The organism is Pseudomonas rustica, assembly GCF_018336155.1.
In the GTDB taxonomy this organism is placed as follows: Bacteria; Pseudomonadota; Gammaproteobacteria; order Pseudomonadales; family Pseudomonadaceae; genus Aquipseudomonas; species Aquipseudomonas rustica.
On the sequence record NZ_JAGYHF010000005.1, the window covers coordinates 185,538 to 206,484 of the forward strand.

Annotated in this window: 15 protein-coding genes; 13 read left to right on the forward strand and 2 right to left on the reverse strand. The window is 59.7% G+C overall.

The genetic code is table 11. From position 1 onward, the window contains the following. Positions 1-101: 101 nt before the first annotated feature. Complete coding sequence (locus KFS80_RS11160; RefSeq protein ID WP_420851039.1) at positions 102-2,540, reverse strand: penicillin-binding protein 1A; 2,439 nt, start codon at positions 2,538-2,540, stop codon at positions 102-104. 218 nt (positions 2,541-2,758) lie between these two features. On the opposite strand from KFS80_RS11160, the gene KFS80_RS11165 reads away from it, so the two are divergent. From KFS80_RS11165 to hemE, 11 genes are all read left to right on the forward strand, one after another. Continuing rightward, positions 2,759-3,823: a type IV pilus assembly protein PilM gene (locus KFS80_RS11165; RefSeq protein ID WP_212544822.1), complete on the forward strand. Its 1,065-nt coding sequence runs from the start codon at positions 2,759-2,761 to the stop codon at positions 3,821-3,823. Continuing rightward, positions 3,823-4,389, forward strand: coding sequence for a PilN domain-containing protein (locus KFS80_RS11170; protein ID WP_053116648.1), 567 nt, complete (start codon positions 3,823-3,825; stop codon positions 4,387-4,389). The genes KFS80_RS11165 and KFS80_RS11170 overlap by 1 nt, the downstream gene beginning before the upstream one ends. Continuing rightward, positions 4,386-5,009 carry a type IV pilus inner membrane component PilO gene (gene pilO, locus KFS80_RS11175; protein WP_212544823.1) on the forward strand — a complete coding sequence of 208 codons (624 nt, stop codon included), beginning with the start codon at positions 4,386-4,388 and terminating at the stop codon, positions 5,007-5,009. Before KFS80_RS11170 ends, pilO begins: the two co-directional genes overlap by 4 nt. Next, the gene (locus KFS80_RS11180) at positions 5,006-5,533 is read left to right on the forward strand and encodes a pilus assembly protein PilP (RefSeq protein ID WP_212544824.1); all 528 of its coding nucleotides are present in this window, start codon (positions 5,006-5,008) and stop codon (positions 5,531-5,533) included. The genes pilO and KFS80_RS11180 overlap by 4 nt, the downstream gene beginning before the upstream one ends. 13 nt (positions 5,534-5,546) lie before the next feature. Next, positions 5,547-7,619 carry a type IV pilus secretin PilQ gene (locus KFS80_RS11185; RefSeq protein ID WP_212544825.1) on the forward strand — a complete coding sequence of 691 codons (2,073 nt, stop codon included), beginning with the start codon at positions 5,547-5,549 and terminating at the stop codon, positions 7,617-7,619. 4 nt (positions 7,620-7,623) lie between these two features. Next, positions 7,624-8,142, forward strand: coding sequence for a shikimate kinase AroK (aroK, locus tag KFS80_RS11190; RefSeq protein ID WP_053116652.1), 519 nt, complete (start codon positions 7,624-7,626; stop codon positions 8,140-8,142). A gap of 152 nt (positions 8,143-8,294) precedes the next feature. Further along, a complete protein-coding gene (aroB, locus tag KFS80_RS11195) occupies positions 8,295-9,395 on the forward strand; it encodes a 3-dehydroquinate synthase (RefSeq protein ID WP_053116653.1) in 1,101 nt (366 codons plus the stop codon). A 10-nt stretch (positions 9,396-9,405) separates the two neighbouring features. Further along, a complete protein-coding gene (locus KFS80_RS11200) occupies positions 9,406-10,998 on the forward strand; it encodes an AAA family ATPase (protein WP_159811627.1) in 1,593 nt (530 codons plus the stop codon). 349 nt (positions 10,999-11,347) lie between these two features. After that, complete coding sequence (gene gltB, locus KFS80_RS11205) at positions 11,348-15,793, forward strand: glutamate synthase large subunit (RefSeq protein WP_212544826.1); 4,446 nt, start codon at positions 11,348-11,350, stop codon at positions 15,791-15,793. A gap of 33 nt (positions 15,794-15,826) precedes the next feature. Next, positions 15,827-17,245, forward strand: a complete 1,419-nt coding sequence (locus KFS80_RS11210; protein WP_212544827.1) for an FAD-dependent oxidoreductase — start codon at positions 15,827-15,829, stop codon at positions 17,243-17,245. 252 nt (positions 17,246-17,497) lie between these two features. Then, positions 17,498-18,565 (forward strand): uroporphyrinogen decarboxylase, encoded by a 1,068-nt coding sequence (gene hemE / locus KFS80_RS11215; protein WP_053116656.1) that lies wholly within the window; start codon positions 17,498-17,500, stop codon positions 18,563-18,565. Positions 18,566-18,686: 121 nt separating this feature from the next. On the opposite strand, the gene KFS80_RS11220 is transcribed toward hemE, so the two are convergent. Continuing rightward, on the reverse strand, positions 18,687-18,923 hold the full coding sequence (locus tag KFS80_RS11220) for a hypothetical protein (RefSeq protein ID WP_212544975.1): 237 nt from the start codon (positions 18,921-18,923) through the stop codon (positions 18,687-18,689). On the opposite strand from KFS80_RS11220, the gene gbpA reads away from it, so the two are divergent. Further along, positions 18,853-20,319, forward strand: a complete 1,467-nt coding sequence (gene gbpA, locus KFS80_RS11225) for an N-acetylglucosamine-binding protein GbpA (RefSeq protein WP_212544828.1) — start codon at positions 18,853-18,855, stop codon at positions 20,317-20,319. The two genes, KFS80_RS11220 and gbpA, sit on opposite strands and share 71 nt — an antisense overlap. Positions 20,320-20,393: 74 nt before the next feature. Next, on the forward strand, positions 20,394-20,942 hold the full coding sequence (locus KFS80_RS11230) for a cytochrome b/b6 domain-containing protein (protein ID WP_212544829.1): 549 nt from the start codon (positions 20,394-20,396) through the stop codon (positions 20,940-20,942). Positions 20,943-20,947 lie beyond the last annotated feature (5 nt).

Here is a 20,947-nt window from a genome sequence, read left to right on the forward strand (position 1 = left end):
CCTCTCCCTCCGGGAGAGGGCTAGGGTGAGGGGCTCTTGATCTTCAGGCAATAAAAAGCCCCGCACTTCAACCGAAGGCGGGGCTTTTCAGTAGCTGCGGATCAGAACAAGTCGATCGGTGCCTGTTCATCTGCCGGCAGCGGGCTGCCCGGCACGGCGCCGTTACCCAGCTCATTCACCGACGGCGGCGTATCCTCAGCCTTGAACAGCTCGAAGTACGCCCCCGGCGTGCTCGGCGACGCCGCACGGCCACTCACTGGATCCACGCGCAGGCTCAACAAACCTTCCGGCTCGGGCTGCACGTGCGGTGGCTTGTCCTTCAGCGCCGCCGACATGTAGTTCATCCAGATTGGCAGTGCCACCGTGCCACCGAACTCGCGACGACCAAGGCTTTCCGGCTGGTCGAAGCCCGTCCAGACCGTGGTCACGTAATCGGCGTTGTACCCGGAGAACCACGCATCCTTAGATTCGTTGGTGGTACCGGTTTTGCCGGCGATGTCGCTACGACCCATGGCCAGCGCGCGACGGCCGGTGCCGAGCTTGATTACGTCCTGCAACATGCTGTTGAGGATGTACGTGGTGCGGCCATCAACGATGCGCTCGGCGACGGCAGGCGTTTGCGGTGCCGCCGCAGTGCCCGGTGCTTCACCCGGCGTAGCGTTGACCGTGATCGCGTCAGTGTGCGGAGCGGCAATGCCGTCCGTTGCCGCAGCGCCCTGCGGCACGGTCGGCGGGTTGGCGACGAACAGCGTGTCGCCGTTACGGCTTTCGATCTTGTCGATCACATAAGGCGTGATCTTGTAGCCACCGTTGGCGAACGTGCTCCAACCGGTCGCGATCTCCATTGGCGTCAGCGTCGCAGTACCCAGTGCCAGCGACAGGTTCGGCGGCAGATCCTGCTTGTTGAAGCCGAAGCGCGTGATGTAATCGATGGTCTTGCTCACGCCCATCGCTTGCAGCAAACGGATCGACACCAGGTTGCGCGATTTGTACAAACCTTCACGCAAGCGGATCGGGCCGAGGAAGGTGTTGGTGTCGTTCTTCGGACGCCAGACCTTGTCCAGGTACTCGTCGACAAACACGATCGGCGCGTCGTTGACCAGCGTCGCGGCGGTGTAGCCGCTGTCCAGCGCAGCGCTGTATACGAACGGCTTGAAGCTCGAACCCGGCTGACGCTTGGCCTGCATGGCGCGGTTGTAGTTGCTCTGCTCGAAAGCGAAACCACCGACCAGCGAGCGGATTGCGCCGTTCTGCGGATCCAGCGAGACCAGCGCGCCTTGCGCCTGCGGGATCTGGCTGAATTTCAGCGAATTGTCTTTCTGACGCTGCACACGAACCAGATCGCCAACCTGCGCAACATCCGACGGCTGACGCGGATTCGGGCCCATGCTGTTGGTATTGAGGAACGGCCGCGCCCATTTCATGGTGTCCCAGGCCACGTGTTCTTCACCGGTGCGGGTCAGCACTTGCAGGCCGTTCTTGTCGACTTGCGTGACGATCGCCGGTTCGAGGCTGCTGATGGTGCGTTGTTTGGTCAGCTCGCTGGCCCAGGCTTCGCGGGTCTTGCCCGGCAGGCGCGACTCGGGGCCACGGTAGCCGTGACGCTGGTCGTAGGTCATCAAACCTTCGTGCAGCGCAGTGTTGGCCATTTCCTGCAGATTACTCGGTACCGTGGTAGTGACGCGGAAACCTTCGGTATAGGCGTCGCTGCCATAACGGCCGACCATTTCGGCACGGGCCATTTCGGCGATGTACGGTGCGTTCACTTCCGGGGTCGGCACGTGATAACTGGCGTTCAGCGGCTCGTTGATCGCAGCGGTGTAATCCGCCTCGGTGATCTTGCCGAGCTTGTACATGCGCCCGAGGATCCAGTCGCGGCGTTCTTTACTGCGCGTCGGGTTGGCCAGCGGGTTGAAGCGCGACGGGGCTTTCGGCAGGCCGGCGATCATCGCCATCTGCGCCAGGCTGATGTCGCGGATCGACTTGCCGTAATACACCTGCGCCGCCGCCTCGATGCCGTAGGCGCGGTTACCCAGATAGATCTTGTTCACGTACAGCTCAAGGATTTCGTCCTTGGTCAGCTGTCGCTCGATCTGCAGGGCCAGGAGGATTTCAGTGGTTTTGCGCGAGAAGCTGCGTTCGCTGGTCAGGAAGAAGTTCTTCGCCACCTGCATGGTGATGGTGCTGCCGCCGGACTGAATGTGGCCGCTTTTGACCAATTGCGTCGCGGCGCGCATCAGGCTGCTCGGATCGACGCCATAGTGATTGGCGAAATTGTCGTCTTCAGCACTTAGTAACGCATTAATGAAATTGGGGGGAATGTCGGCGAAACGGATCGGAGTCCGGCGCATTTCGCCAAATTCTGCGATCAACTTGTTGTCGCTGCTGTAGACCCGCAATGGAATCTGCAACTGAATGCTTCTCAGGGCCTCCACAGAAGGCAAACCCGGACTAAGGTAAAGATAGGCGCCGCTGAGACCTAAAAGCAGTCCGCAGAAAACGGCGACGATGGACCAACCGAAAAATTTCAGCAGACGAATCAAGGCGTTTGGACATCCAGGGCAAAGAATGAATTTGGCGACGGGGTTCCGGCTACACACAGAACGCCCGCGCAGGCAGTAAAAAGCGGAAAAAATCGCTGGGCATTATAAGCACTTTTCCGCCGGAGGCGTCATTGACGCTTCTGTCAAGGTGGGGTCAGGGAACGCAATGCGTATTACAGAGTCCGTAACTCACGGAAAGTCATAGGGAATTGGTAGTGCTAGGACTCTTCAATAAAAAGACCCATACGTTACTGGGGATCGACATCAGCTCCACCTCGGTAAAGCTGCTGGAGCTGAGCCGTCAGGGCGATCGCTACCGGGTCGAGGCGTACGCGGTAGAGCCGTTGCCGGCGAATGCCGTGGTCGAAAAAAACATCGCCGAACTCGAAGGCGTGGGCCAAGCCCTCAGTCGGGTACTGGTCAAGGCGCGCACCGGGCTCAAGAGCGTGGCGGTGGCGGTGGCCGGATCAGCGGTAATCACTAAAGTCATCGAAATGGACGCCGGACTTTCCGACGACGAACTGGAAAACCAGCTCAAAATCGAAGCCGACCAATACATTCCCTATCCCTTGGATGAAGTCGCCATCGATTTCGAAGTCCAGGGCGTTTCGCCGCGCAATCCAGAACGGGTCAACGTGTTGCTGGCCGCCTGTCGCAAGGAAAACGTCGAAGTCCGCGAAGCAGCGCTGGCCCTCGCCGGGCTCACCGCGCGGGTGGTGGACGTCGAGGCCTACGCGCTGGAGCGCTCGTTCGGCCTGCTCTCCAAGCAACTCGCCGCCTCGCAAGAGCGCCTCACCGTGGCAGTGGTCGACATCGGCGCGACCATGACCACCCTCAGCGTTCTGCACAACGGCAAAATCATTTATACCCGCGAGCAACTGTTCGGCGGCCGCCAGCTGACCGAAGAAATCCAGCGCCGTTACGGCCTGACCGTCGAACAGGCGGGACTAGCGAAAAAGCAGGGCGGCTTGCCCGACGATTACGTCAGCGAAGTCCTGCAACCGTTTCGCGAAGCGCTGGTGCAGCAAGTTTCGCGCTCGCTGCAGTTTTTCTTCGCCTCCGGGCAGTACAACGCCGTCGATCACATTCTGCTGGCCGGCGGCACGGCGTCGGTGCCGGGGCTCGATCGCCTGATCGAACAGCGCCTGAATACGCCGACGCAAGTGGCCAATCCGTTTTCCGATATGTCCCTGAGCAGCAAGGTCAACGCTGGCGCCCTGGCCAGTGATGCGCCGGCCCTGATGATTGCCTGCGGGCTCGCGCTCAGGAGTTTCGACTGATGGCGCGGATCAACCTTTTACCGTGGCGCGAGGAGCGCCGTGAAGAGCGGCGCAAACGCTTCCTGCTGGCGCTGACCGGCGTCATCGTCGGTTCGGTGGGCGCGGTGTTTATCGCTGATCAGGTGATCAGCGCGGCGATCGATCGACAAGTGGCGCGCAACGATTACATCGGCAAACAAATTGCCGTGGTCGACGAACGGATCAAGCAGATCAGTGAACTCAAGGCCCATCGCCAGCAACTGGTCGAACGCATGCGCATCATCCAGGACTTGCAGGGCAACCGGCAGGTCAGCGGGCGGATCTTCGATCAACTGGCGCGGACACTGCCCGACGGCGTGTATTTCACCCAAGTGAAAATGCTCGGCAAAACCCTGTCCATCAGTGGCGCGGCGGAGTCGAACAACCGTGTCTCCGAGTTGATGCGCAATCTTGACGCCTCCGACTGGTTCGATGCGCCGAGCCTTAATGAAGTCAAAGCGACGTCCGCCGATCAGGTGGAACAGGCCAACGTTTTTCAGTTGACCGTTCGTCAGACGCAGCCGAAGACGACGGAGGACGAGCCATGAAGCCGTCCGAATGGCTGGAGAGCCTGCGCAACATCGACTTCAACGATCTCGACACCAGCAACATTGGTTCATGGCCGGCAGCGGTAAAAGCCATGGCCGGCGCATTGCTGATGATTCTGGTGCTCGCGCTGGGCTACAACTTTTTCATCAGCGACATGCAAGACCAACTCGAACTCAAGCGCGAAGAAGAAGCCACGCTCAAGGAGCAGTTCGCCAGCAAGGCGCACGTCTCGGCCAATCTAGAGCTGTACACCCAACAGATGAAGGAGATGGAAAACTCGTTCGGCGTGCTGTTGCGGCAGTTGCCCAGCGACACCGAAGTGCCGGGCCTGCTCGAAGACATCACCCGCACCGGTCTGGGCAGCGGTCTGGAATTTGAAGAGATCAAATTGCTGCCGGAGGTCACCCAGCAGTTCTACATCGAACTGCCGATCCAGATCACCGTGACTGGCGCCTATCACGATCTCGCGACTTTCGTCAGCGGCGTCGCCGGGTTGCCGCGCATCGTCACCCTGCATGATTTCGAACTGGCGCCAGCCAATCCCGAAGGCGGGACGAAGCTGCGCATGAACATCCTCGCCAAGACGTACCGCTATAACGACAAGGGGCTGCAAAAATGAGCCCGCCACGCTATTTGGCCCTGTCGATGGCACTGCTCGCGCTCTATGGTTGTGGTGGCGGCAATGACTTCAGCGACCTTGATGCCTACATGAATGAAGTGCGACTGCGCCCGCCGGGCAAAATTGAACCAACCCCGACATTTCGGTCTTACCCCACATTCACTTACAGCGCCGCCAACCTGCGCAGCCCGTTCTCGCGTCAGGTGCGCGTCGATCTGGCCGGGCAAAAACATGGTTCGCGCAACGTCAAACCCGACCCCAATCGGGTCAAGCAATACCTCGAAGGTTTCAACATCGAGCAGTTTGAAATGGTCGGCACGATCTCCAACGCCGGCGGCTCTTTCGCGCTGTTGCGCGGAGCCGGCGGCGTGCACCGGATGAAGGTCGGCGACTACCTGGGGCGCAATGACGGACGCATCGTCTCGATCAGCGCGACCCAGGTCGATGTGGTCGAGATCGTTCCCGACGGCGAAGGGGCCTGGCTGGAACGTCCGCGCACCATTCCTTTGAAAGAGCACTCATAGTGGAAGTCGAACAATGAACAGGATTTTCTCCACCCTCGGTTTTTCGCTATGGATAGCGTTGTTGTCACCGATGGTTATTGCGGCCAATCTGAAGACGCTGGACGTGGCGGCCTTGCCGGGTGATCGCGTCGAGCTGAAGCTGTCGTTCGACGGCCCGCCACCGCAGCCGAAGGGCTATACCACTGAATCGCCGGCGCGGATTGCTCTGGACTTGCCCGGGGTTGCCAGCCAATTGGCCAGCAAGAGTCTCGATCTAGGCAGCGGTAATGCGCGCACGGCGACGGTGGTTGAGGCCAAGGATCGCACGCGACTGATCGTCAGCCTGACGCAACTGGCGCCGTATGACACGCGGGTCGAGGGCAATAATTTGTTCGTGGTGGTGGGGCAAGGTGCCCCGGCCGCAGCACCGCGTCCCGTTGCCGCGCCGCGCATTACGCCTGTTGCTGTACCGATAAAACCTTATGTCGCAAAAACCAAAGCCATTCGCGGCGTCGACTTTCAACGTGGTACGGCGGGCGAAGGCAATGTGGTCATCGACCTGTCCGACCCGACCATCGCCCCGGATATTCAGGAGCATGACGGCAAAATCATCCTCAGCTTCGCCCGCACGCAGTTGCCGGAAAAGCTTCGCGTACGCCTCGACGTCAAGGATTTCGCCACCCCGGTGCAGTTCGTCAATTCCAGCGTCAGCGGTGATCGCGCGATCATCACCGTCGAGCCCGGCGGCACTTACGACTATTCAACTTTCCAGACCGATAACAAACTGACCGTCAGCGTCCGGCCGATGACCGTCGACGACCTGCAAAAACGCAATGCTGATCGCCAGGCTTACGTCGGTGAAAAGCTCTCGCTGAATTTCCAGGACATCGATGTGCGCTCGGTGCTGCAACTGATCGCCGATTTCACCAACCTCAATCTGGTCGCCAGTGACACGGTGCAGGGCGGCATTACCTTGCGCCTGCAAAACGTGCCGTGGGATCAGGCGCTGGATCTGGTGCTGAAAACCAAAGGGCTGGATAAACGCAAAATCGGCAACGTGCTGCTGGTCGCGCCCGCCGATGAAATTGCCGCCCGGGAACGCCAGGAACTGGAGTCGCAGAAGCAGATCGCCGAACTGGCGCCGCTGCGTCGTGAATTGCTGCAAGTGAATTACGCCAAGGCAGCAGACATCGCCAAGCTGTTCCAGTCGGTGACCAGCGCCGAGGCGAAAATCGATGAGCGTGGTTCGATTACCGTCGATGAGCGCACCAACAACATCATCGCCTACCAGACCCAGGATCGCCTCGACGAGCTGCGACGGATCGTGGCGCAACTGGATATTCCGGTGCGTCAGGTGATGATCGAAGCCCGAATCGTTGAGGCCAACGTCGATTACGACAAAAGCCTCGGCGTGCGCTGGGGCGGCTCAATCCAGAACAAGGGCAACTGGAACGCCTCCGGGGTCAATGGCTCATCGACCACCATTGGTACGCCGGGCAGCACCAGTACCAACTCGCCGTTCGTCGATATGGGCACGGTCGGCAACACCTCTGGGATTGGCATCGCCTTTATTACTGACAACGTGTTGCTCGATCTCGAACTGACGGCGATGGAAAAGACCGGCAACGGTGAAATCGTTTCGCAACCGAAGGTTGTTACCTCCGACAAGGAAACCGCGAAGATCCTCAAGGGCACCGAGATTCCGTATCAGGAAGCCAGCTCCAGCGGCGCGACTTCGGTGTCGTTCAAAGAGGCGTCTTTGTCGCTGGAAGTGACGCCGCAGATCACCCCCGATAACCGCATCATCATGGAGGTCAAGGTCACCAAGGATGAGCCGGATTACCTGAACAAAGTGCAGGATGTGCCGCCGATCAAGAAAAACGAGGTCAACGCCAAGGTGCTGGTCAATGACGGCGAAACCATCGTGATTGGTGGTGTTTTCTCAAATACTCAAAGCAAGGTCGTAGATAAGGTGCCATTTCTTGGCGATGTGCCGTATCTTGGCCGCCTTTTCCGGCGTGATGTGGTTTCGGAGAAAAAATCCGAGCTGCTGGTATTTCTCACTCCGCGTATCATGAATAACCAGGCGATTGCTGTGAGTCGTTGATTCTGTGCGAAATTTGATTCTTGTAGGACCGATGGGCGCTGGTAAAAGCACCATCGGCCGGTTGCTGGCCAAAGAGCTGCGCCTGCCGTTCAAAGATTCCGACAAGGAAATTGAACTGCGCACGGGCGCCAATATCCCGTGGATCTTCGATAAGGAAGGCGAGCCCGGCTTTCGTGACCGTGAGCAGGCGATGATCGCCGAGCTGTGCGAGTTCGATGGCGTGGTGCTGGCGACCGGCGGCGGCGCGGTGATGCGTGATGCCAATCGCAAGGCTCTGCATGAGGGCGGGCGCGTGGTCTATTTGCACGCCTCCGTCGAACAGCAGGTCGGCCGCACCTCGCGCGACCGCAATCGGCCGTTGCTGCGCACCGCCAATCCCGAGAAAACCCTGCGTGATTTGCTGGCGATCCGTGATCCGCTGTATCGGGAAATCGCCGATCTGGTGGTGGAAACCGACGAACGGCCGCCGCGCATGGTAGTGCTCGACATTCTCGAGCGTCTGGCGCAGCTTCCTCCCCGTTAAAGCATCGCTCGAAATGCGCTATCCTCGGCGTCCTGTCACAACCCGTCGCGGTTGTGGCGGCTGGCGGGCGAGCGGCGTCATACCCGCTATAGGCCGCAGATAACCAATAATTCAGGGCAGGATGCCTGCTTCCATCTTCACTGTGGGGACACATGCAGACACTCAAGGTCGATCTAGGCGAGCGCAGCTACCCGATTCATATTGGCGAAGGTTTGTTGGATCAGCCCGAGTTGCTGGCGCCGCATATCCATGGGCGGCAGGTGGCAATCATCTCCAACGAGACCGTTGCGCCGCTCTATCTCGAACGTCTGACCCGCAGCCTCGCGCAGTTCTCGGTGATCTCCGTGGTGCTGCCGGACGGCGAAGCCTTCAAGAACTGGGAAACCCTGCAACTGATCTTCGACGGTCTGCTGACCGCGCGTCATGACCGCCGCACCACCGTGATCGCCCTCGGCGGCGGTGTGATCGGCGACATGGCCGGTTTCGCCGCCGCCTGCTATCAGCGCGGCGTCGACTTCATTCAGATCCCGACGACGTTGCTGTCCCAGGTCGATTCGTCGGTGGGCGGCAAAACCGGTATCAACCATCCGCTGGGCAAGAACATGGTCGGCGCGTTCTATCAGCCGAACGTGGTGCTGATCGATACCGCCTCGCTGAAAACCCTGCCCGAGCGTGAACTGTCCGCCGGTCTGGCAGAGGTCATCAAGTACGGTCTGATCTGCGACGAGCCGTTCCTCGGCTGGCTCGAAGACAACGTCGACGCCCTGCGTGCGCTGGATCAAAAAGCCCTGACTTACGCCATCGAGCGTTCCTGCGCGGCCAAGGCTGCGGTGGTCGGCGCCGATGAGAAAGAAACCGGCGTGCGCGCCACCCTCAATCTCGGCCACACCTTCGGTCACGCCATCGAGACCCACATGGGCTATGGTGTCTGGTTGCATGGTGAGGCCGTCGCGGCTGGCACGGTGATGGCGCTGGAAATGTCCGCGCGTCTGGGCTGGATCAGCGAAGCGGAACGTGATCGCGGCATTCGTCTGTTCCAGCGCGCCGGTCTGCCGGTGGTGCCGCCGACAGAAATGACTGAAGCCGATTTTCTTGAACACATGGCAATCGACAAAAAAGTGATCGACGGTCGTCTGCGCCTGGTGCTGCTGCGCCGGATGGGCGAAGCGGTAGTGACCGCCGATTATCCGAAAGAGGTTCTACAGGCCACGCTGGGAGCGGATTACCGCGCCCTGGCTCAGCTTAAAGGTTGAAAAGATTCCAATGACTAGTTTGCATGCCGACGAGGCGTTCCTCGGCCATTTCCAGTTAAGCCACGACCCCTTCGCGCCACGAGTGCCGGGTTTTAAATTCTTCCCGGCCCAGCGCAAACCAGTGTTGGGTCAGTTGCATCATCTGGCGCGTTACAGTCAGTTGTTGCTGGTCGTCACTGGCCCGCAAGGCAGCGGCAAGACCTTGCTACGTCAGGCACTGGTCGCCAGCACCAATAAGCAATCGGTACAGAGCGTGGTGGTTTCCGCCCGTGGCGCCGGTGATGCGGCCGGTGTGCTGCGTCAGGTTGCCCAGGCGCTGAACGTCGCTCAGGCCGAAGTTGGCGCGATTCTGGATCAGGTGGTGCAACTCGCGCTGACGGGGCAGGAAGTCTATCTGCTGGTGGATGACGCCGAGCAGCTCGACGAATCTGCCCTCGAAGCGCTGATGGCGCTGGGTGCCGGCGCACCGGAAGGTCGCCCGCACGTATTCCTGTTTGGTGAGTCGTCGCTGATCGCGCAACTCGAGGCTTTGCACCTTGAGGAAGAGCGTTTCCACGTCATCGAATTGCAGCCGTACACCGAAGAAGAGACCCGCGAGTATCTCGACCAACGGCTCGAAGGTGCAGGCCGTGGTGTCGAACTTTTCACCGCGGATCAGATCTCTGATATTCACGAAAGCGCCGAGGGTTGGCCAGGCAACATCAACCAGGTCGCTCGCGATGCACTGATCGAAGTCATGATTGCCAGCCGCTCTGCGGTCAAGCGTCCAAGTATGGGGTTCAACATGCCGAAGAAACACGTATTGGCGATTTCTGCCGTCGTTGTGGTTGCGGTCGCCGCCGCCTGGCTGATGCCGGGTCGCAACAAGACACCTACCACCGGCGCTCCTGCCAATGAACAGGCGCAGTTGCCTTTGGGTCAGGGCGGGGCGAACGGGGCTAATCCTTCCGTCGAATTCGCTGGCAACACCCAACCGATGCCGCTGCCGCTGGTCGGCAACTCGCAACCGGTCATGCGTGGCCCGTTGGCTGAAGCCGCCGGTGGCATCACCGAAGGCGACGACGGCGTGCCGGTCGAAGGTTCCAGCGCCACACCGCCGACCGTCACCACTTCCGCACCTCCGGCAGGCGTTCCGGCTGGCCCTGCGCCAACACCGGCTCCAGCCCCGGCCGCGAAGCCGACGCCAGCGCCAACCCAAATTGCTACCGCCAAGCCTGCTCCGGCAGCGCCTGCAGCGAAACCGGCTCCAGCGCCGGCCAAGCCAGCCGCTGCTGCCAAGCCTGCCGAGAAGCCGGTCACCGTGGCCAAAGCCGCCGGTGGCAGCTGGTACGCCGGTCAGCCGACCGGTAACTACGTGGTGCAGATCCTCGGCACCAGCTCGGAAACTGCCGCGCAAAACTTCGTCAAGGAGCAGGGCGGCGAGTACCGTTATTTCAAGAAAGTCCTCAACGGCAAGCCGCTTTACGTGATCACTTATGGCAACTTCGCCAATCGTGATGCGGCCGTTTCTGCCATCAAGGCCTTGCCAGCGAAGGTTCAGGCTGGTAAACCTTGGCCTCGCACTGTCGCCAGCGTCCAACAAGAACTGGCAACAACTCGCTGAAGATTCGGCGGTCTTACCCAGGCCGCCTCTCCAAGCACCTCAAAATTTCTGCAAGTGCGCGCTTCCTTCCAGGTCGCGTGCCTTGTGGTGTCTGCGTCATAGTAGTCTTTGAGTCGTTGCAGTCAGAATTAAAAAAGTTTTGACTAGCACAGCAGATCGCTTTAAACCTTTCACAAATGCGACATGAATTTGCGACATTTCGTCGTCAAATTTGTGAGCCTCTGTGTCGCTGTGTACAATGACCACCCTTTTGCCCCCGCTAAGCCGGCGTACGTTCGGCGCGGATCGCAAGTGGTTGAATTGAAAAGAAATTTGCCTCGACAAGAGGCAGCCTGGTGAGAAAGTGTCTATGAAAGCAGGTCTGTACCAACCAGATGAATTCAAGGATAACTGCGGTTTCGGCCTGATAGCCCATATGCAGGGCGAGCCCAGTCATACCCTTTTGCAAACGGCCATCGAGGCCCTGACCTGCATGACCCACCGCGGTGGGATTAATGCCGACGGCAAGACCGGTGACGGTTGCGGTCTGCTGATTCAGAAGCCTGACGCGTTCCTGCGAGCCATTGCCCAGGAAACCTTCAGCGTCGAGCTGCCCAAGCAATATGCGGTGGGCATGGTCTTCTTCAACCAGGATCCGGCCAAGGCCGAAGCCGCTCGCGAAAACATGAACCGCGAGATCCTCGCTGAAGGCCTGCAGTTGATCGGCTGGCGCAAAGTGCCCATCGACACCAGCGTTCTCGGCCGCCTGGCCCTTGAGCGCCTGCCGCAAATCGAGCAGGTGTACATCGGCGGCGAAGGCCTGAGCGATCAGGACATGGCCGTGAAGCTGTTCAGTGCGCGTCGTCGTTCGTCGGTGTCCAACGCCGTCGACTCCGACCACTACATCTGCAGCTTTTCGCACAAAACCATCATCTATAAAGGCCTGATGATGCCGGCCGATCTGGCCGCGTTTTATCCAGACCTGAGTGACGAGCGCCTGCAAACCGCGATCTGCGTTTTCCACCAGCGCTTCTCCACCAACACCCTGCCGAAATGGCCGCTGGCTCAGCCATTCCGCTTCCTTGCCCACAACGGCGAGATCAACACCATCACCGGTAACCGCAACTGGGCGCAGGCCCGGCGCACCAAGTTCACCAACGATCTGATGGATCTGGAAGAACTCGGCCCGCTGGTTAACCGTGTCGGTTCCGACTCTTCCAGCATGGACAACATGCTCGAACTGATGGTCACCGGTGGCATCGACCTGTTCCGTGGCGTGCGAATGATTATTCCGCCGGCGTGGCAGAACGTTGAAACCATGGATCCGGATCTGCGTGCGTTCTACGAGTACAACTCGATGCACATGGAGCCGTGGGACGGCCCGGCCGGCGTGGTAATGACCGACGGTCGTTACGCGGTGTGCCTGCTCGACCGTAACGGTCTGCGCCCGGCGCGTTGGGTCACCACCACCAACGGTTTCATCACTCTCGCGTCGGAAATCGGCGTGTGGGACTACAAGCCGGAAGACGTGATTGCCAAAGGTCGTGTCGGCCCTGGCCAGATCTTCGCCGTGGACACCGAAACCGGGCAGATCCTCGACACCGACGCGATCGATAACCGTCTGAAGTCCCGTCATCCGTACAAGCAATGGCTGCGCAAGAACGCTCTGCGCATCCAGGCGACCATGGAAGACAACGATCACGGTTCGGCGTTTTACGACGTCGATCAGCTCAAGCAATACATGAAGATGTATCAGGTCACGTTCGAAGAGCGCGATCAGGTCCTGCGTCCGCTCGGCGAGCAAGGCTACGAAGCCGTGGGCTCGATGGGCGACGACACGCCGATGGCAGTGCTCTCGCAGCGCGTGCGCACGCCGTACGACTATTTCCGTCAGCAGTTCGCGCAGGTTACCAACCCGCCGATCGACCCGCTGCGTGAAGCGATCGTGATGTCGCTGGAAATCTGCCTCGGTGCCGAGCGCAACATTTTCCAGGAGTCGCCGGAACACGCCTCGCGCGTGATCCTCAGCTCGCCAGTGATCTCGCCGGCCAAGTGGCGCTCGTTGATGAACCTCGACCGTCCGGGTTTCGAACGGGCGATCATCGACCTCAACTACGACGAAAGCGTTGGCCTCGAAGCGGCGATCCGCAACGTTGCCGATCAGGCTGAAGAAGCCGTGCGCGCCGGTCGTACCCAGATCGTCCTGAGCGACCGCCATATCGCCCCGGGCAAGCTGCCGATCCATGCTTCGCTGGCGACCGGTGCGGTGCACCACCGCCTGACCGAAAAAGGCCTGCGTTGCGATTCCAACATCCTTGTTGAAACCGCGACCGCGCGTGACCCGCATCACTTTGCGGTGCTGATCGGTTTCGGCGCCTCGGCGGTCTATCCGTTCCTCGCGTACGAAGTGCTGGGCGACCTGATCCGTACCGGTGAAGTGCTGGGCGACCTCTATGAGGTGTTCAAGAACTACCGCAAAGGCATCACCAAAGGTCTGCTGAAGATCCTCTCGAAGATGGGTATCTCGACCATCGCCTCCTATCGCGGAGCACAATTGTTCGAAGCGATCGGCCTGTCCGAAGAAGTTTGCGACCTGAGCTTCCGTGGCGTGCCGAGCCGCATCAAAGGTGCGCGTTTCGTCGACATCGAAGCCGAGCAGAAAGCACTCGCTACTGAAGCCTGGAGTCCGCGCAAGCCGATCCAGCAGGGCGGTCTGCTGAAGTTCGTCCACGGTGGCGAATATCACGCCTACAACCCGGACGTGGTCAACACTCTGCAAGCCGCTGTGCAGCAGGGCGACTACGCCAAGTTCAAGGAATACACCTCGCTGGTGGACAACCGTCCGGTGTCGATGATTCGCGACCTGTTCAAGGTCAAGACTCTCGACAAGCCGCTGGACATCAGTGAAATCGAACCGCTGGAATCGGTGCTCAAGCGCTTCGACTCCGCCGGTATCTCGCTGGGCGCCTTGTCGCCGGAAGCTCACGAAGCCTTGGCCGAAGCCATGAACCGCCTCGGTGCGCGTTCCAACTCCGGCGAAGGTGGTGAAGATCCGGCGCGTTACGGCACCATCAAGAGCTCGAAAATCAAGCAGGTTGCGACTGGCCGTTTCGGCGTGACCCCGGAATACCTGGTCAACGCCGAAGTGCTGCAGATCAAGGTCGCGCAAGGCGCCAAGCCGGGCGAGGGCGGGCAACTGCCGGGCGGTAAAGTGAACGGTTTGATCGCCAAGCTGCGTTACGCAGTGCCGGGCGTGACCCTGATTTCGCCGCCGCCGCACCACGACATCTACTCGATCGAAGACTTGTCGCAGCTGATTTTCGACCTCAAGCAAGTCAACCCGAAGGCACTGGTTTCGGTCAAACTGGTAGCGGAAGCAGGCGTCGGCACCATCGCCGCCGGTGTGGCCAAGGCCTATGCGGACTTGATCACCATCTCCGGCTACGACGGCGGCACCGGTGCTTCGCCGCTGACCTCGATCAAATACGCCGGCGCACCGTGGGAACTCGGCCTCGCCGAAACCCACCAGACTCTGCGCGGCAACGACCTGCGCGGCAAAGTCCGGGTGCAGACCGACGGTGGCCTGAAAACCGGCCTCGACGTGATCAAGGCTGCAATCCTCGGCGCTGAAAGCTTCGGCTTCGGTACTGCGCCAATGATCGCGCTGGGCTGCAAATACCTGCGTATCTGCCACCTGAACAACTGCGCCACCGGCGTTGCGACGCAGAACGAGAAGCTGCGCAAGGATCACTACATTGGCACCGTCGACATGGTGGTGAATTTCTTCACCTACGTCGCCGAAGAAACCCGTGAGTGGCTGGCCAAGCTCGGCGTGCGCTCCCTCGAAGAGCTGATCGGTCGTACCGATCTGCTGGAAATCCTCGAAGGCCAGACCGCCAAGCAGAACCACCTGGACCTGACGCCGCTGTTGGGCAGCGATCACATCCCGGCGGACAAGCCACAGTTCTGCGGCGTTGAGCGCAACCCGCCGTTCGACAAAGGCCTGCTGGCCGAGAAAATGGTCGAGATGGCCTCGTCGGCGATCAACGACATGAGCGGCGCCGAATTCGACCTGGATATCTGCAACTGCGACCGTTCGATCGGCGCGCGGATCTCCGGCGAAATCGCGCGCAAGCACGGCAACCAGGGCATGGCGAAAGCGCCGATCACCTTCCGCTTCAAAGGCACTGCCGGTCAGAGCTTCGGTGTGTGGAACGCCGGCGGTCTGAACATGTACCTCGAAGGCGATGCCAACGACTACGTCGGCAAAGGCATGACCGGTGGCAAACTGACCATCGTGCCGCCGAAGGGCAGCGTTTATAAGACTCAGGACAGTGCCATCATCGGCAACACCTGCCTGTACGGCGCGACGGGCGGCAAGCTGTTCGCCGCCGGCACCGCAGGCGAGCGTTTCGCCGTGCGTAACTCCGGTGCCCACACGGTTGTGGAAGGCACTGGCGATCACTGCTGTGAGTACATGACCGGTGGTTTTGTCTGCGTTCTGGGCAAGACCGGTTACAACTTCGGCTCTGGCATGACCGGTGGTTTCGCCTACGTGCTCGATCAGGACAACGCCTTCGTTGACCGGGTCAACCACGAACTGGTGGAAATCCAGCGGATCAGCGGCGAGGCGATGGAAGCCTATCGCAGCCACCTGCAAAACGTGCTGAACGAGTACGTCGCGGAAACCGACAGCGAGTGGGGTCGTGAACTCGCCGAAAACCTCGATGACTATCTGCGCCGTTTCTGGCTGGTCAAGCCTAAGGCTGCCAACCTGAAATCGTTGCTTTCCAGCACTCGTGCCAACCCGCAGTGATATGCGCCTGAAGAGTTTGATGAGGTTTTAACAATGGCTGAACGTCTGAATAACGACTTCCAGTTCATCGATGTCGGGCGCAAAGATCCGAAGAAGAAACTGTTGCGTCAACGCAAGAAAGAGTTCGTCGAAATCTACGAACCGTTCAAACCCCAGCAGTCGGCCGATCAGGCCCACCGCTGCCTGGGTTGCGGCAACCCGTATTGCGAATGGAAGTGCCCGGTGCACAACTTCATTCCGAACTGGCTGAAGCTGGTGGCGGAGGGCAACATCCTTCAGGCCGCCGAGCTGTCGCACCAGACCAATACCCTGCCGGAAGTCTGCGGCCGCGTGTGTCCGCAGGATCGTCTGTGCGAGGGCGCCTGCACCCTTAACGACGGCTTCGGTGCGGTGACCATCGGTTCGGTCGAGAAGTACATCACCGATACCGCGTTCGCCATGGGCTGGCGCCCGGACATGTCCAAGGTCAAACCGACCGGCAAACGTGTCGCGATCATCGGTGCAGGCCCGGCGGGTCTGGGTTGTGCCGACGTGCTGGTACGCGGTGGCGTGACTCCGGTGGTGTTCGACAAGAACCCGGAAATCGGTGGTTTGCTGACCTTCGGCATCCCCGAGTTCAAGCTGGAAAAGACCGTGCTGAGCAATCGTCGCGAAGTCTTCACCGGCATGGGCATCGAGTTCCGTCTGAATACCGAAGTCGGCAAAGACGTGACCATGGAACAACTGCTCGCCGAATACGATGCGGTGTTCATGGGCATGGGCACCTACACCTACATGAAGGGCGGTTTTGCCGGTGAGGATCTGCCGGGCGTTTATGACGCGCTGGACTTCCTGATCGCCAACGTCAACCGCAACCTGGGCTTTGAAAAGTCGCCGGAAGATTTCGTCGACATGAAGGGCAAAAAGGTCGTGGTACTCGGCGGCGGCGACACGGCGATGGACTGCAACCGCACGTCGATCCGTCAGGGCGCCAAATCGGTGACCTGCGCTTATCGTCGTGACGAAGCGAACATACCCGGCTCGCGCAAAGAGGTGAAGAACGCCAAGGAAGAAGGCGTGAAGTTCCTCTACAACCGTCAGCCGATCGCTATCGTTGGTGAAGACAAGGTCGAAGGCGTCAAAGTGGTCGAGACCCGTCTCGGCGAACCGGACGCCCGTGGCCGTCGCAGCCCTGAGCCGATTCCGGGCTCCGAAGAGATCATCCCGGCCGACGCCGTGGTCATCGCGTTCGGTTTCCGCCCGAGCCCGGCGCCGTGGTTCGAACAGTTCGAAATCCAGACCGACAGCCAGGGCCGCGTCGTTGCGCCTGAGCAAGGTCAGTACAAGCACCAGACCAGCAACCCGAAAATCTTTGCCGGTGGCGACATGGTGCGCGGTTCCGACCTGGTGGTAACGGCGATCTTCGAAGGCCGCAACGCCGCCGAAGGGATCCTTGATTACCTGGGTGTCTAAACACGTCCGCGAGCAAACCGTGCTCCCCTGTAGGAGCCGAGCTTGCTCGCGAAAGCGGTGTGTCAGTCGAAATATGCGTTGACTGACACGCCCTCTTCGCGAGCAAGCTCGGCTCCTACAAGGGCTTAGGGGTGGTGCAAAATCTGTATTCCAAGGCAATAAATTGACCCGATAGACAAAAGGCTGACCTGCATCCGTGCCTTTTGCGTCGCGCTCTGAGAAAATGTCCGCACTTTTTTTCCGGATGCCGACATGACTGCCCTGAAGAACGACCGTTTCCTCCGCGCCCTGCTCAAGCAACCCGTAGACGTCACCCCTGTGTGGATGATGCGTCAGGCCGGTCGCTACTTGCCGGAATACCGCGCCAGCCGCGCCCAGGCCGGTGATTTCATGAGCCTGTGCATGAATCCGGAATTCGCCTGCGAAGTCACCATGCAACCGCTCGACCGCTATCCACAACTGGACGCGGCGATCCTGTTTTCCGACATCCTCACCATCCCCGATGCCATGGGCCAAGGCCTGTACTTCGAGACCGGTGAAGGTCCGCGCTTCAAAAAAGTCGTCAGCACCCTCGCCGACATCGAAGCGCTGCCGATCCCTGATCCGCACAAAGACCTCGGCTACGTCATGGACGCAGTCAGCACCATCCGTCGCGAATTGAACGGCCGTGTGCCGCTGATCGGTTTCTCCGGCAGCCCTTGGACACTGGCGACCTACATGGTTGAAGGCGGCTCGTCGAAAGACTTCCGCAAGACCAAAGCGATGCTCTACGACAACCCGCAAGCCATGCACCTGCTGCTGGATAAACTGGCGCAGTCGGTGACCTCGTACCTCAACGGCCAGATCATGGCCGGCGCGCAAGCGGTGCAGATCTTCGATACCTGGGGCGGTAACCTGTCGGCGGCGGCGTATCAGGAATTCTCGCTGGCCTACATGAAGAAAATCGTCAGCGGTCTGATCCGCGAAAACGACGGTCGCAAAGTGCCAGTGATCCTCTTCACCAAAAACGGCGGCCTGTGGCTGGAAAGCATTGCTGACGCTGGCGCCGATGCACTGGGCCTGGACTGGACGTGCGACATCGGCAACGCCCGCGCCCGCGTTGGCGACAAGGTTGCGCTGCAAGGCAACATGGATCCGACCGTGCTTTACGCAAAACCGGAAGCGATCCGCACCGAAGTCGGACGTATTCTGGCCAGCTACGGCAAGGGCAGCGGTCACGTGTTCAACCTTGGCCATGGCATCACCCCGGAAGTCGATCCGGAACACGCGGGCGCTTTCCTGCGTGCGGTGCATGAGTTGTCGGCGCAGTACCACGAATAACGCTGCAACGTCTGTACAAAAAAACCTGTCCCGTGTCATGCGGGGCAGGTTTTTTTATGCCGTTTAAAAACGTTTAGATGAATAGTTTCTTGTTGTAAGAATTCTTTCCTTAGTTGTCGGATTAGTTTCCGTGGCGACTATTCCTGCTACACCCGGTGATTACTCCTACATAGAAGTTTTCCCTATCCACGTAAGGTTTCAGGCGTGTGTTCGGCATGGCGTCGAGCACCGTATTAGAGCCTGGCGCGATGCCAAGCTCGCTTATTTGATATGAGCCTGGAATAACAATGAAAAAACCAATTTTTAAAAGGAGTGCGTTGGCAACGTGCACTTCTTCGTTGATTTTACTGTCGGCCATGCTGGGTTCTTCCGGGGCTGCGGCCCATGGTTATGTGGAGTTTCCGCCCTCGCGCGCGCTGCTCTGCCAGAAGGGTGTGAACACCGGTTGCGGTGGTGCTTCGAATGAACCGCAAAGTGTCGGTGAAACCTTCAAGGGCTTCCCTGCCGGCGTCGGCGGCGCGGAAGGGCAAGGCCCGATCGACGGCAAAATTGCCAGTGGCGGTCACGAGTTGTTTTCTGCCGTGGACGTGCAGTCCGCCACACGCTGGCAGCTCACCGACATCAATGAACGTACTCTGGATTTTCAGTGGCATTACAAGGCGCCACACCCGGTTGAATACCACCAATATTTCATTACCCGTAATGGCTGGAACCCGAATGAGTCGCTGAAGCGAGCTTCTTTCGAGAGCACGCCTTTTTGCGAGGTCGCGGGTGATTTTCAGATGCCGGTTCCCGGCACCCAGCACCGCTGCAGCATCCCCGAGGACAAAAACGGTCACCACGTGATTCTTGCGATCTGGGCCGTGGGCGATACCAAAATGGCGTTCCACAGCGTCGCTGACGTGAATATCGTGGCTGAAGCCGTTCTACCGGGCGGTTGGTCTGCTGTCGGCGCCATCGCACCATCGACTCCGCTGCTGACCGGCGACAAGGTCAAGGCACGCGCCTTCACCGCGACGGGCGAAAGTGCTTACTACAGCGTCGAAATCTCGATCGACAACGCCGAAGACGCCGAGCCGCAAAACTGGTCGTTCAAACTCGCCGAGCAGATCAACCAGTCGCAGACCCTGATCCGCGCCGGCGTTCGTGATGAAAACGGCAACATCGAAGCGATTCGCGGCAGCAACACGCTGTACGCAAAAAAAGACAGCGGCGTCGTTCGCTACGAAGTGCAACTGCTGATGAAAGAAGACGCCGGCGCGCGTTTGTCGGTGGCCTCGCAACAAGCCGAATACGTGCTCGACAAAGGTAAAACCAAAGTCGATTTCAGCCTGATGTCCAACCGCAAAATGAACGTCGAAGCCAACCTGTTCAACGAGCAGAACAAGCTGGTCGGCACCACCACCGCGCAAGCGGACAGCGGTGCAACCTGGCTGGCCATGGACATCCGCAGCAACCCCGGCCCGCACACGCTGACCCTGGTTGGCACCACGCTGGATGGCCGCACCACCCGTCAAGACACCCAGCCTGTCAACGTCACCGGTGAAGGCGCCGGCGCCGATTACGACTTCCTGTTCCCGGAAGGTCTCAGCGACTACACCGCCGGCACCAAGGTGCTGCAGCCGAAAACCAACGAGGTCTTCGAGTGCAAGCCGTTCCCGGCGTCCGGCTATTGCAAGCAGTACAAGCCTGAGGCGAACGGTTTCGAACCGGGCGTCGGCGAGCACTCGCATGCGGCGTGGAACAAGCTCTAAGGCTCGTCCCGTGTAATTGCGTCAGACGACCACCGAGGTCGTCTGACCGCTGATGATTTTCAGGGGCGATTCGAATGACGCTTTCAATTTATTCCAAGCAACAAATGCTGCTGCACTGGGTGTCGGCGGCGGTGATTCTGTGGACGCTGGTCACCGGGTTTTATGTGGCCAACGTCAATGTGGCCAATGACACCAAACAGTGGGTGGCCGGGGTCAATGTGTCGCTGACCACGCTGTTCATCCCTGTGTTTTGCTGGCGGCTGGTGGTGTTTGTCAGCCACCTGCGACATGAGCGCATGGCGCAGTTTTCCTCGGCAAAAATGCTCGCGATGTTTGTCCATCGGCTGATCTATTTGCTGGTGGCAGTGGTGCTGGTGAGCGGGGTGCTGATGATGGATCGACCGATCCCTGTGTTCGGCCTGTTCGAATTCCCTCAGCCGCTGAACGATGTAGCGCTGACGGACGGCTTTTTCGTGCTGCACATCTGGGCCTGCACCGCGTTGGCAGTGCTGGTAGCGATGCACATTGGCGCGGTGATTCTGCACGAGCTGCGCGGTTACCGCGTGCTGCGACGCATGTCGTGGCGCTCGCGCGTTCGCCAGGCCTGTGGGCGTATCGGATGAACCGC